12 protein-coding genes are annotated in these 12,840 nt (G+C 64.7%); 4 read left to right on the top strand and 8 right to left on the bottom strand.

Annotated elements, in window-relative coordinates:
- Positions 1 to 3: 3 nt before the first annotated feature.
- The 8 genes from leuS to mnmL form a co-directional block, all read right to left on the bottom strand.
- Positions 4 to 2,517: a leucine--tRNA ligase gene (gene leuS / locus DFW101_RS13425; RefSeq protein ID WP_009182067.1), complete on the bottom strand. Its 2,514-nt coding sequence runs from the start codon at positions 2,515 to 2,517 to the stop codon at positions 4 to 6.
- Between the two features lie 65 nt (positions 2,518 to 2,582).
- A complete protein-coding gene (gene nusB, locus DFW101_RS13430; RefSeq protein WP_043643368.1) occupies positions 2,583 to 3,062 on the bottom strand; it encodes a transcription antitermination factor NusB in 480 nt (159 codons plus the stop codon).
- 28 nt (positions 3,063 to 3,090) lie between these two features.
- Positions 3,091 to 3,561: a 6,7-dimethyl-8-ribityllumazine synthase gene (gene ribH / locus DFW101_RS13435; protein WP_009106763.1), complete on the bottom strand. Its 471-nt coding sequence runs from the start codon at positions 3,559 to 3,561 to the stop codon at positions 3,091 to 3,093.
- A gap of 154 nt (positions 3,562 to 3,715) precedes the next feature.
- On the bottom strand, positions 3,716 to 4,951 hold the full coding sequence (locus DFW101_RS13440; protein WP_009182069.1) for a bifunctional 3,4-dihydroxy-2-butanone-4-phosphate synthase/GTP cyclohydrolase II: 1,236 nt from the start codon (positions 4,949 to 4,951) through the stop codon (positions 3,716 to 3,718).
- 225 nt (positions 4,952 to 5,176) lie between these two features.
- On the bottom strand, positions 5,177 to 5,833 hold the full coding sequence (locus DFW101_RS19530) for a helix-turn-helix domain-containing protein (protein WP_009182070.1): 657 nt from the start codon (positions 5,831 to 5,833) through the stop codon (positions 5,177 to 5,179).
- Positions 5,834 to 5,881: 48 nt separating this feature from the next.
- Positions 5,882 to 6,535, bottom strand: coding sequence for a riboflavin synthase (locus DFW101_RS13445; RefSeq protein ID WP_009182071.1), 654 nt, complete (start codon positions 6,533 to 6,535; stop codon positions 5,882 to 5,884).
- A 104-nt stretch (positions 6,536 to 6,639) separates the two neighbouring features.
- Positions 6,640 to 7,110 carry a methylated-DNA--[protein]-cysteine S-methyltransferase gene (locus DFW101_RS13450; protein WP_009182072.1) on the bottom strand — a complete coding sequence of 157 codons (471 nt, stop codon included), beginning with the start codon at positions 7,108 to 7,110 and terminating at the stop codon, positions 6,640 to 6,642.
- Positions 7,111 to 7,222: 112 nt separating this feature from the next.
- Positions 7,223 to 8,143 carry a tRNA modification radical SAM protein MnmL/YtqA gene (gene mnmL, locus DFW101_RS13455; protein WP_009182073.1) on the bottom strand — a complete coding sequence of 307 codons (921 nt, stop codon included), beginning with the start codon at positions 8,141 to 8,143 and terminating at the stop codon, positions 7,223 to 7,225.
- A 106-nt stretch (positions 8,144 to 8,249) separates the two neighbouring features.
- Between mnmL and DFW101_RS13460 the strand changes: the two genes are divergently transcribed.
- From DFW101_RS13460 to mrdA, 4 genes are all read left to right on the top strand, one after another.
- Positions 8,250 to 9,290 (top strand): rod shape-determining protein, encoded by a 1,041-nt coding sequence (locus DFW101_RS13460; protein WP_009182074.1) that lies wholly within the window; start codon positions 8,250 to 8,252, stop codon positions 9,288 to 9,290.
- Between the two features lie 136 nt (positions 9,291 to 9,426).
- Entirely contained in the window at positions 9,427 to 10,419 is a 993-nt protein-coding gene (gene mreC, locus DFW101_RS13465) for a rod shape-determining protein MreC (RefSeq protein ID WP_050805038.1), read from the top strand.
- Positions 10,416 to 10,886, top strand: a complete 471-nt coding sequence (locus tag DFW101_RS13470; RefSeq protein WP_009182076.1) for a hypothetical protein — start codon at positions 10,416 to 10,418, stop codon at positions 10,884 to 10,886. The genes mreC and DFW101_RS13470 overlap by 4 nt, the downstream gene beginning before the upstream one ends.
- Positions 10,876 to 12,744, top strand: coding sequence for a penicillin-binding protein 2 (gene mrdA, locus DFW101_RS13475; RefSeq protein ID WP_009182077.1), 1,869 nt, complete (start codon positions 10,876 to 10,878; stop codon positions 12,742 to 12,744). The genes DFW101_RS13470 and mrdA overlap by 11 nt, the downstream gene beginning before the upstream one ends.
- Positions 12,745 to 12,840 lie beyond the last annotated feature (96 nt).

The following is a 12,840-nucleotide window of genomic DNA, read 5'->3' on the forward strand; positions in this document are numbered from 1 at the left end:
TCGCTACCCGACCACCACGTTGACCAGCTTGCCCGGCACGACGATCACTTTCCGGACCGTCTTGCCTTCGATGTGCTTGGCCACGTTGGCGTCGGCCAGGGCGGCCTGTTCCAGGGCCGCCTTGTCGGCGTCGCGGGGGACGGTGAGCTTGCCACGCAGCTTGCCGTTGACTTGGACCACCACTTCCACCTCGTCGGTGACCAGGGCGGCCGGGTCGTGCCGCGGCCAGGGCTCGTTTAGAAGCAGCTTTGCGTGGCCGATCTGCTGCCACAACTCTTCGCAGATGTGCGGGGCGATGGGCGAGAGGACCGTCAGCAGGGTGGCCACGGCCGAGGACACGGCCTTGGCCCCCTTGGGCTCGGCGCGCAGGGCGTCGACATTGGCGTAGAGGAAATTGACCAGTTCCATGGCGGCGGCGATGGCCGTGTTGAACTGGAACCGCTCCCGGATGTCCGCCCCGGCCTTGGCGGCCGTGGCGTGCTCGCGGCGGCGCAGCTCGGCAAAGACCGGCGGCAGGCCGTCGATGCCGAGTTCCCCGGCCGGGGCGCAGGCCGCGACAGGCATGAGGAGCCCGCCAAGCTCCTCGGTCACCAGCCGCCACAGGCGCGAAAGGAACCGGGACGCGCCCTCGATGCCCGTATCGCTCCACTCCAGGTCCTTTTCCGGCGGCGCGGCGAAAAGGATGAACACGCGGACCGTGTCGGCCCCGTAGCGGCCGATCATGAGGTCCGGGTCCACCACGTTGCCCTTGGACTTGCTCATTTTCGAGCCGTCCTTGATGACCATGCCCTGGGTCAGCAGGTTTTGAAACGGCTCGTCAAAGGCGAGATAGCCGCAGTCGCGCAGGGCTTTGACGAAAAAGCGCGAGTAGAGCAGATGCAGGATGGCGTGCTCGATGCCGCCGATATACTGGTCCACCGGCAGCCAGTAGCCGACCTCGTCCGGGTTAAACGGTCGGCCGGCTTCCCGGGCCGAGGCGTAGCGGGCGAAATACCAGGAGGATTCGAAAAAGGTGTCCAGCGTGTCCGTCTCGCGCCGGGCCGGGCCGCCGCAGGTCGGGCAGGTGGCGTTCACGAACTCCGGCGAGTGGGGCAGGGGCGAGCGGCCGTCCGGGCGCATGGCCAGATCGCGCGGCAACTCCACCGGCAGGTCTTTTTCCGGGACCGGCACGATGCCGCAGGTCTCGCAGTAAAGGACCGGAATGGGCGCGCCCCAGTAGCGCTGGCGCGAGATGTTCCAGTCGCGAAGGCGGTAGTTGACGCTTTTTTTGCCGCGCCCGGACCCGTCGAGCCAGTCGATAATTTTGCCCTTGGCCTCTTCGTTCGGCAGGCCCGTGAAGTCGCCGGAATCGACGAGCAGGCCGGGCTCCGAATAGGCCGCCTCCATGGCCGCCGGATCGAGGGTCCGGTCCTCGGGCGAAATGACGACCTGCATGGGCAGGTCGTACTTGCGGGCGAACTCGAAGTCGCGCTGGTCGTGGGCCGGGACGGCCATGACCGCGCCGGTGCCGTAGCCCATCAAGACGAAGTTGGCCACATAGATGGGAATCTGTTTGCCCGTGGCCGGATTGATGCAGTACGCACCGGTAAAGACGCCCTCTTTTTCCAGGTCCTCGGCCGAACGCACGATGCGGTCCATGTTGCGCACGGTCTCGACAAAGGCGTTGACCGCCGTGGCCTGCGGCTTGCCGGCGATGAGTTTCGGGACCAGCGGATGCTCGGCGGCCAGGCTCATGAAGGTGGCGCCGAAAAGGGTGTCCGGCCGGGTGGTGAAGACCGTGATCGCATCGGCGCCCTCGACCGGCTCGGCCAGGGGAAAGGTCAGCTCGGCGCCGACGGACCGGCCGATCCAGTTGCGCTGCATGGTGAGAACGCGTTCGGGCCAGCCGCCGGTAAGCTTGTCCAGGTCGGCCAAGAGTTCTTCGGCGTAGTCCGTGATGCGCAAAAACCACTGCTCCAGGTCCTTCTGGACCACGGGCTGGTCGCAGCGCCAGCAGCAGCCGTCGATGACCTGCTCGTTGGCCAGGACCGTGCCGCAGGTCTCGCACCAGTTCTGGGGCGAGTGCTTGCGGTAGACGAGGCCCTTTTCCAGGAATTTGAGGAAAAAGCGCTGCTCGTGGACGTAGTAGCCGGGGTGGCAGGTGGCGATCTCGCGCCGCCAGTCGTAGGAGTAGCCCAGGCGCTTTAATTGCGTGCGCATGGAGTCGATGTTGGAGATGGTCCAGGAAGCCGGGTGGAGCTTGTGCTTTATGGCCGCGTTTTCCGCCGGCATGCCGAAGGCGTCCCAGCCCATGGGGTGGAGCACGTTGTTGCCTTCCATGCGCTTGAACCGGGCCACCACGTCGCCGATGGAGTAGTTGCGCACGTGTCCCATGTGGATGCGGCCCGAGGGATAGGGGAACATCTCAAGGACGTAGTACTTGGGCCGGGACGGGTCGGCCTCCACGCGGAAGTGGCCGCCTTCTTCCCAGAGGGTCTGCCATTTTTTCTCGACGTCCTCGGGCACGTACTTGGTCATGGGAAAACGCTCCTTGGCGAAAAGGGTTCCGTGGCGGCAGGAAACGCGGTCAGCGCACGGAGGTGTTACAGGTCCTTGTGGATCTCGAACTCGCCTGAGTCAACGGCCTTGGCCACGGCGTCGAGGATGCCGTTTATGAAGTTGCGGGAGTTCTCGTCGCCGTAGCGCTTGGCCAGCTCGATGGCTTCGTTCAGGGCCACGCGCAGCGGGATGTCCGACCGGTGGAGGATTTCGTACAGGGCCAGGCGCAGGATGGTCAGCTCCACCTTGGCGATGCGGGAAAGCTTCCAGTTTTTGGAGAACTTGACGATCAGGGCGTCGAGTTCGCGCTGGTTTTGCCACACGCCCTGGACCAGCTCCCAGGCAAAGGCCTGGCCCGCGCCGTCCTCGCCTTCCATCACGTCGTGGGGACAACGGGCGAAGACGCGGCGCAGGGAACGCTCGTCGGCGGCGGACTCGAAAATGAGGCCATAGAGGCACTCGAAGGCCTGCTTGCGGGCCTTGCGGCGGGAGGCGACGGGCTTTTTGTCTTCTGATTCGGGCATGATGCTCTTTGCGACGGCCGGCATGGGGTTAGAGTTGCTCCAGAACGCGGACCATCTCGAGGACGGCGGCCGCGGCTTCGACGCCCTTGTTGCCGGCCTTGGAACCGGCCCGTTCGATGGCCTGCTCCAGGGTGTCCACGGTGAGGACGCCAAAGCCGACCGGCACGTTCGATTCGAGCATGACATGGGCCAGGCCCTTGACACACTCGTTGGCCACGAAGTCGAAGTGCGGGGTGGCGCCCCGGATGACGGCGCCGAGGCAGATGACGCCGGCATAGTTGCCGGAGTGGGCCAGTTTCTTGGCGGCCAGCGGGATCTCGAAGGCCCCGGGCACGCGCACGAGCGTCAGGTCGGCCCGGTCCGCGCCGTGACGGGTCAAGTAGTCCACGGCCCCGCCGACGAGGCGCTCGGTGATGAAATCGTTAAAACGGCCGGCGACCAGGGCGAATTTGAGTCCCTTGGCGTCGAGCTGCCCTTCGATGGTATTGACGTGCATCATGACGTTTCTCCCGGACGGCTTTCCGTCCGTGTTTCACTTCCAGGTTCGTACGACAAACGGCCTCGCCCGGCGCGTCACCCTGGCCAGGGTTTCCAAAGGGCCAAGCCCTTTGGCCGCCGGAGGCATTCCTCCGCCTCCCTCCCGTCCTTCCCGCCTACTCGGCCGGCTTGGCGGTCTTGTCCGGGTCCGGCAGGTGGAGCAGATGGCCCATGCGGTCGCGCTTGGTGGTCAGGTAGCAGGTGTTTTCCGCGCAGGGGCAGGTCTCGATGGGCACCCGCTCGACCACTTCCAGGCCGTAGCCTTCGAGGCCGACGATCTTCTTGGGATTGTTGGTCATAAGGCGCATCTTGGACACGCCAAGGGCCACCAGGATCTGGGCCCCGGTGCCGTATTCGCGCAGGTCCGGCTTGAACCCCAGGCGCAGGTTGGCTTCCACGGTGTCGAGGCCCTGCTCCTGGAGGGCGTAGGCCTTGATCTTGTTGGCCAGCCCAATCCCCCGGCCTTCCTGGCGCATGTAGAGGATGACGCCCCGGCCTTCCTCCTCGATCATGCGCATGGCCTCGTGGAGCTGGTTGCCGCAGTCGCAGCGCAAGGACCCGAACACGTCACCGGTCAGGCATTCGCTGTGTACGCGCACAAGGACCGGCTGGTCGGGATGGATGTCGCCCTTGACCAGGGCGATGTGGGTCTTGTGGTCCTCGCTGGCCGTGAAGGCCACGGCCCGGAAGGTGCCGAAGGCCGTGGGCAGCCCGGCCTCGGAGACCTTGGTCACGGCCAGATGGCCGAACTTCATGCGGTAGCGGATGAGGTCGGCCACGGTGGCGATCTTGATATTGTGCTGTTCGGCAAAGGCGACCAGATCGGGCATTCGGGCCATGTTGCCGTCCTCGCGCATGATCTCGCAGATGACGGCGGCGGGCTTCATGCCGGCCAGGCGGGCCAGGTCCACCGAGCCTTCGGTCTGGCCGGCGCGGTCGAGGACGCCGCCTTCCTTGGCGCGCAGGGGAAAGATGTGGCCCGGGGTGACGAGGTCGTCGGGGGTCGCGCCCTCGGCCACGGCGGCCAGGATGGTGGTGGCCCGGTCAAAGGCCGAGATGCCGGTGGAGACGCCGACCTTGGCCTCGATGGACACGGTGAAGCCGGTGCCGAAGGGGGACTTGTTGTCGGCCGTCATCATGGGCAGGCCGAGCTGATCGACCAGATGCGGGGCGAGCGACAGGCAGATCAGGCCCCGGCCGTGGGTGGCCATGAAATTGATGAGCTCGGGGGTGACCTTTTCAGCGGCGACGGTGAGGTCGCCCTCGTTTTCGCGGTCTTCGTCGTCGACGAGGATGACCATCCGTCCGGCGCGGATTTCCTCGATGGCTTCCTCGATGGGGCTGATGCGCATGTGGGTGTACCTCATTCGGGGCGGCGTCGGTGTGGTGGCCGGCCCTGGTGGAAAAGACCAAAGACCCGGCCGGGCCGGGTCCAAGGGGGAAATAGTGTACGCGACGGCAGAAGGCAAGGCAAGGGAGGCGGATTTTCGCCGACCGGAGCAGTTTCGGTAGTAGGGTTGAAGATTTCTGGAGAATGATTAGTGGTATATGAGTAGAATTAAAAATATCATGATATTTTAAAAGGGACGGTTGTCTGTTTTGCTTTGCTGTATCATTAAGATCAAAAAATCTATACCAAATTGAGTGATCTTAAAAACATCACCATCTTGAAATATTAAATTATTTCCAATCATAAACCCAATATATTTTTCAAAGCTGTAGTTTTCAAAAACGTCTTTGAATTGTTGTTGTACATAATTTTCATAATATTCTTTGGTTAATTGTGTGCTTATTCCATCATTGTTTTGGTTAAGTCTGTTTAGTATTGTTATTTGACTTCCGAAAATTGTATTGTAAATTCTTTCAAAGTGATAAAGTTCTGTCGTCAGCGCCAGCTTTCGGTATAAGAAACTAGTTAGTGATTCATTGTCCATGCTTCTGGTTTGCTCATCATTCTTAAGTATGCTTACTAGGTATTCTATGTGGGTACTGTTATATATATCTGGCAATGCAGTAATTTTATTTTCACGAATGAGGGGTTCGTTTTGAGCTGCTTTCGTAATTTCATTCTCCGACTGCTGTTGCCCCAAATTTGCTTCCCAGTCTTTGTTCTTTAATGTTAATCCTCGAGTTAGTAATTGGCTTAGAGGCTTAAAAAAAAGACAAAAAAAAGTAATTGAAATTAAGATAAGAGCTAGTGGCCAAGCTGCTTTTTCTAATATTGTTTCAAACATATGTTAGACTCCTAAAAAAGCACTTTTGAATAGTTAAAGATATGACAGTTAAAACCCGTGGTCCCGCAAAAACGTTTCCGAAATTTTTGATTCCTTCTTCCCCTTGGCTTCTTGCCAGGGGCCGAGCATCCGCAAAACATACTTGCCGAGCATGTCCGTCTCCATGTTGACGGCCGTGCCGGGCTTCCAGGTGGAAATGGTGGTGGCGCCCTGGGTGGAGGGGATGATGTTGACGGTCAGAAACCCGGCGCCGCAGTCGTTGACGGTCAGGCTGATGCCGTCGAGGGCCACCGAGCCCTTGGGCACGACGAAGACCGAGAAGTCCTCGGGGAACGCCACCTTGTAGCGGACCGACTGGCCCAGGGGCGTGACCGACTCGACCGTGGCGATGCAGTCCACGTGGCCGGAAACCAGATGGCCGCCCAGGCGGTCGCCAAGGGCAAGGGCCCGTTCCAGGTTGACCTGGCTTCCTGGCTTCAACTTCCCCAGGCCCGAGGCGGCAAGCGTCTCGGCCGAAGCATAGGCCGTGAACTCGCGTTCCCCGGCCGTTTCCACGGTCAGGCAGACGCCGTTTACGGCAATGGATTCCCCGAGCACGATCCTGTCCAGGTCAAACAGGGCCTTCACGCGAAACCGCGTCTCGTCGCCGCGCGCTTCCACGGCCATGACCCGCCCCAGTCCCATCACCAGTCCGGTAAACATATCTTCCCGTCCTTCCTGCCTCCCCCTGTCCGGGGGGCCGGGGGGGATGATCCCCCCCGGTGGGGTCCGGGGCAAAGCCCCGGCCGCCGGAGGCATCTTCGTCTTTATTCTTCCAGCGCGCCCTCGCAGGCGAGCAAATACTTCTTCATCTCCGGTCCCGGGCCGAAGCCGCCGAGGCCGTTTGCGGCGACCACCCGGTGGCAGGGGATGACGAGCGGAAACCGGTTGCCGCCCATGACCCGGCCCACGGCCCGGGCCGCCCTGGGACTGCCGGCCCGGGCCGCCAGCCAGCCGTAGCTGACCTTCTGGCCGTAGGGCACGGCGGCCAGTTCGGTAAGCACCCGCCGGGCAAAGGGCGTCACGCCCTCGAAGCAGAGGGGCAGTTCCGGCCACGCGGGCGGCTCACCGGCCACGTACCGGGCCAGGGCCGCCTGCAAGGCCTTGCCGGCGTCGGTCGCCAGGGAAGGCATCCGGTCCTCGGCCCAGGCGAGCCGGAGCGACACGACCTCGCCGGCTTCCCAGACAACCTCCAAAGCCACCCGCCCGGCCACGCATGTTTCGGTGCTGGTCGTCATGAAGATGCCTCCGGCGGCCGGGGCTTTGCCCCGGACCCCCTCGATGGGGGCGGGGTGGGGTGCAGGGCTTCTTACGATATTTTGGGACGGGTTGCCATCCGGCCAAAGGGTGTCAGATTCGGACGGCGGGACCGGCATAGCGACCGCCTTGCCGGATGTCGTCGGTTTCGAGGCGGTCCCGGATGTCGCGCAGAAGGGCCTGCTTGTCCGCGGCCCAGGCCGGGGCGAGGAGTTCGCCGGGCGCGGGATCGGCATTGAGGCGCTCGACCACCAGATCCGGCCGCAGTCGGGCCAAGCCCTGGACAACGGCGTCGAGATAGTCCGGCCGGGACATGGGTTCGTACCCGCCGGCCGTGTACAGGGCGGCCAGGCCCGAGCCGGCGACGACCAGGGTGTTGTGGAATTTGACCCCCCGGACGGGCAGGGTGTTGAGGAAATCGACCGTGGCCAGGAAATCGGCCACCGATTCGCCGGGCAGGCCGGCCATGAGGTGGGCCGTGACCCACAGGCCCGCCCCGGCGGCCGCGGTCGCGGCCCGGGCAAAGGCGGCCGCGTCGTGGCCCCGGTTGATTCGGGCCAGCGTCGCGTCGTTGGCCGATTGCAGGCCCAGCTCCAGGCGGACGTGGCCGAGCGGGGCCCCGGCCAGGAGGGCGATTTTTTCCGCGTCCAGGCAGTCCGGCCGGGTGCCGAGCGAAAGTCCGGCCACGTCCGGCAGGGCCGCCGCCTCGTCCACGAGGGCCTGAAGCCGCGAAGCCGGGCCGTAGGTATTGGAAAAGGACTGGAGATAGGCGAGCAGGGCTTCGCCCCGGCCCCGGGCGGAGACGGTGCCGGCATCCCATTGCGCCCGGAGCCCGAACCCCTTATGGTGCAATCCCGTTCCCGACCCGGCTGCGTTACAGAAGAGACATCCGCCAAGGGCACGCGTGCCGTCGCGGTTGGGGCAGGCGCTTCCCGCATCGAGCGATATTTTTTTTGCCCGGCGGCCAAAAAGCGACCGAAAGGCCTGGGAAAGGGTATTGTAGCGCTGGGACATGGCGGGCGGGGGAGTCGAAAATCAACCGTTGACAACCGGGTGCGAATCGGCAAACACAACGCGTTTGCGAGATCACGAGAGCCGAGTTTGCGGCAAGCGAGGCGATATGTCCAGGATTTTGGATAAGATTTTAGGCCTGTTCTCCAACGATCTGGCCATCGACCTGGGGACGGCCAACACCCTGGTGTTCGTCAAGGGCAAGGGCATCGTCCTGTCCGAGCCGTCGGTGGTGGCGGTCAAAAAGGACCCCAGGGGCGGCAACAAGGTCCTCTCCGTCGGCCTCGAGGCCAAACGGATGCTGGGCCGTACCCCGGGCAACATCGTGGCCATCCGGCCCATGAAGGACGGCGTCATCGCCGACTTCGAGGTGACCGAGGCCATGCTGCGGCACTTCATCTCCAAGGTGCACAACTCCAGGCGGCTGGTGCGGCCGCGCATCATCATCTGCGTGCCGACCGGCATCACCCAGGTGGAGAAGCGCGCGGTCAAGGAATCGGCCCAGAGCGCCGGGGCGCGCGAGGTCTACCTGATCGAGGAGCCCATGGCCGCGGCCATCGGCGCCAACCTGCCCATCACCGAGCCCACCTCCAACATGGTGGTGGACATCGGCGGCGGCACCACCGAAGTGGCCGTCATCTCCCTTTCGGGCGTCGTCTATTCCAAGTCCGTGCGCGTCGGCGGCGACAAGATGGACGAAGCCATCATGCAGTACGTCAAGCGCAAGTACAACATGCTGATCGGCGAATCCACGGCCGAGCAGATCAAGATCCAGGTCGGCTCCGCCCACCACTCCACCAGCCACGGCGAGATGGAGGTCAAGGGCCGCGACCTCGTGACCGGCATTCCGCAAAACATCACCATCAGTGCCGAGGAAGTGCAGAAATCCATATCCGAGCAGGTGGAGAGCATCGTGCAGGCGGTGCGCATCGCCCTCGAGCAGACGCCCCCGGAACTGGCCGCGGACATCGTGGACCGGGGCATCGTGCTGACCGGCGGCGGCGCGCTTCTGCGCGGCCTTGACCAGCTCCTTCGCGAGGAGACCTCGCTGCCCATCACCGTCGTCGAGGATCCCCTTTCGACGGTTGTCCTCGGGTCCGGCCGGGCCCTGGACAACCTGGACGTGCTAAAAGAGGTCACGATAGATTAAACCTTCTCCCCAGCGGATCGCGATCGGCCTGCTCATCGTCCTTTTCCTCTATCTGGGCCTTTTCACCTGGAACATCCGGACAGGCTACGTCGACACGCTGGCCAGCCATACCGGACTCGAGTTCGCCAGGTGGGTATTGGCTCCGGGGAAGCTGGTCCACGAGGAGGCGGCGTCGTTCTGGAACCGCTATCTGTATTTCGTCGGCATCCGGCAGCAAAACGACCAGTTGCGCCAGGAGCTTGATGCCGCGAAAGACGAGCTGTCGAGGCTTCGGGAGAACGCCTCGGAAGTGGAGCGCCTGCGCCGGTTGCTGTCCATGACCCCGCCCGGGGAATGGACCCGCCTGGGGGCGCGTATTATTTCCCATCGCCTGGGCCCGAACGCCGCCCTCGAAACCTTCCTCATCGACAAGGGAAGCGCCTCGGGCGTGGCCCCGAACACCCCGGTCGTCTCGCCCGACGGCGTGGTCGGACGGGTCCTGCGCATTTCCCCGAGCGCGGCCACCGTGCTCCTCATCACCGATCCCAACAGCCGCATTCCCGTGGTCTCCCAGAAAAACAGGACCCAGGGCATCCTCAAGGGCGAGGGCCCGAGCCACGAGTTGTCCCTGCAGTACGTGGCCCAGGGCGCGCCGATCGAGGAGGGCGAGATCCTCGTCACCTCGGGCCTGGAGGAGATCTTTCCCAAGGGCCTGCCCGTGGCCCGGGTGACGTCGGTGGGCCGGTCCGGGGCCTCGCTTTTCCAGCTCGTCACGGCCGCGCCGCTTTTCGTGCCCCAGCAGCTGGAGGAGGCGGCCCTTCTTTTCCGCGGCGCGCCGGTCATCCCGGCCGCCCAGCCCGATGCGTCCGGCCAGCCGGCCCCCGAGCAGCCGCCCTTTCCCACCAAATCCGGCAAGCTGCCGAAGACCCCGGCCGCCATGGCGCCGACCACGCGCCAGCCGACGCCTCCGCCTCCGGCCCAGGCGCCCGCCGCCCAGGCGCCGGCCGCCCCGGCGCCGGCCGTGAAGGCCGCGCCGCCGCCCGCGGCCGTCCAATCCGGCCAGCCCGAGAAAAAGGGCCGCGAGGCCGGAGCCGAGGCCGGCGCGGACCAGAAGAAACGCCGGAAGCCGTCCCGGCCCGAGGGGCAATGAGACCCGGACACATCGCCTTCTGGGCCCTTTTCACCGCCACCGGGGTCTGGCTGCAAAACGTCATCCCCGGGGTGGACTTCCTGGCGCCAGGGCTTATCCTGGCCATGCAGGAGGAGAAATGGACGGTGCCGGTCTGGCTCGGCCTGGTCTGGCTTTTCATCCAGGAAGGGACCGGCAGCCTGGCTTTCGGGGCCGGGCTTCTGTGGTACGGGGCCCTGGCCGGGCTCTATTTTTTCGGGCACTGGCTCTTTGAGGCCCGAAACTTCCTTTTCATGTTCATTCTGGGCTTGTGTCTCGGGTCCATGCATTTTGTGCTCATCAATATCATGGTGTTGCTGCAGGACCAGACCATCCCCTTGGAGCGCCTGCTGATGGAAAGCGGTGTGCAAGCCTTGATCTTCCCCGTCGAATGGGGGCTCATCTACCTCATCCACCACCATCTCCCGGACAGCGGCCATGCGGCTTGAAAGCGAAGCCCCCCAGCAGCACGCCCCCCGTTCCGGGCTGGTCCTGCTCCAGGCCCTGGTCCTTGGCGTCTTTTGCCTGTTCACCCTGCGCCTGTGGTATTTGCAAGTCCACAAGGGCGCGAAATTCGCGGACATGGCCCGGGACAACCAGCTGCGCCAGGTGCTCATCAACTCGGCCCGTGGCCGCATCGTCGATAGAAACGGCGTGCCGCTCGCGGTCAGCGAGCCGTCCTTTGCCCTTGGGCTCGTGCGCGAGGACTGCGAGGACGTGGACGCCACCCTGGCCAAGGTCTCGGAGTGGACGGGCGTGGACAAGGCCGTGCTCGCCGAGACGTTTCGGCGCGGCAAGAAGCGGGTCAAGCCCTTCGAGCCCCTGACGCTGATCACCGACCTGCCCTATGACGCCCTGGCCCGCATCGAGGCCAACGCCATGCTCTACCCCGGGCTCGACATCGTCATCCGCCAGAAGCGGTCCTACCCGACCGGGGCCCTCATGTCCCACGTCCTCGGCTACGTGGCCGAGGCCAACGAGGACGAGCTGGAGAAGAATCCGAGCCTGTCGCTTGGCGACTCGGTCGGCAAACAGGGGCTGGAATTCGCCCTGGAGGACGTGCTGCGGGGCGCCAAGGGCCGCAAGCAGGTCGAGGTCGACGCCTTCGGCCGCCAGCACAACGAGCAGATCCTGGCGCCGCCCCAGGCCGGCAGCGACGTGAAGCTGGCCATTGACGTCAATTTGCAGCGCGAGTGCACGCGGCTCCTGGAGGGCCAGGCCGGGGCCATCGTGGTCATGGAGCCGGACACGGGCAAGCTTTTGGCCATGGTCAGCGAGCCGAGCTTCGACAACAACATGTTCGTGCTCGGCGTCCCGGCCGACAAGTGGCGGGAGCTGCGCGACAACCCGCGCCACCCCATCCAGAACCGGGTGACCCAGGGCGTCTATCCGCCGGGCTCGGTCTTCAAGCTCCTGATGGCCGCGGCGGGCCTCAGCCAAGGCTTCATCAAGCCCGGCGACGTCGTGGCCTGCCCCGGCGTCTACCGGGTCGGCAACCGGGATTTCCACGACTGGAAAAAGGGCGGCCACGGGGCCCTGGACCTGCGCGGGGCCCTGGTCCACTCCTGCGACATCTATTTCTACAAGCTCGGCGACCGCATGGGCATCGACCGGCTCCACGAATACGCCACGGCCAGCGGGTTCGGGGCCCGCACCGGCATCGACCTGCCCCACGAAAAGGCCGGGCTCATCCCGTCCAAGGAGTGGAAACGCAAGCGGTTCGGCGCGGCCTGGTCCAAGGGCGAGACCGTCATCGCCTCCATCGGCCAGGGCTACGTCCTGACCTCGCCGCTGCAGGTGTCCCGCTACCTTTCGGCCCTGGTCAACGGCGGCAGGCTCATGAAGCCCGAACTGGTCGAGACCGAGGCCCCGCGCCTGGACGGCACCCTGCCGCTCAAGGACGCGGACCGCCAGTTCATCCTCGACGCCATGGTGACCACGGTCGAGCACGGCACGGGCAAGTCGCTGCTGCGTTCCGACGCGGTCATGGGCGGCAAGACCGGCACAGCCCAGGTGGTCAAGCTCATAAACGCCGACGTGCGGCGCAAGACCATGGCCATGCCCTACGAGCAGCGCGACCACGCCTGGATCGCCAGCTGGGGGAAAAAGGACGGCAAGACCTACGTGGTGGTCTGCCTGGTCGAACACGGCGGCCACGGCGGCGAAATCGCCGGCCCCATCGTGCGCAAGGTCTACGAGCAGCTGTTCGGCCCGGCCCCGTCCGCGTCCAGAAGCGGCCGCGCCGCCGCGGCCGCCCCGGAGCCGGCCGCGGCCCCGGCCGTGGACGCCGGCGACCTCGGGGACTAGGGTCGCCACCCGCAGGCCCGGGGCGGGATTTTGACAAAAACGAGAGTTCGCGCCCGGCGTCGGCCAACCGGCCGACCGCTTCCCGGTGCCGCCGCG

Source organism: Solidesulfovibrio carbinoliphilus subsp. oakridgensis (assembly GCF_000177215.2).
Taxonomy (GTDB): Bacteria; Desulfobacterota; Desulfovibrionia; order Desulfovibrionales; family Desulfovibrionaceae; genus Solidesulfovibrio; species Solidesulfovibrio carbinoliphilus.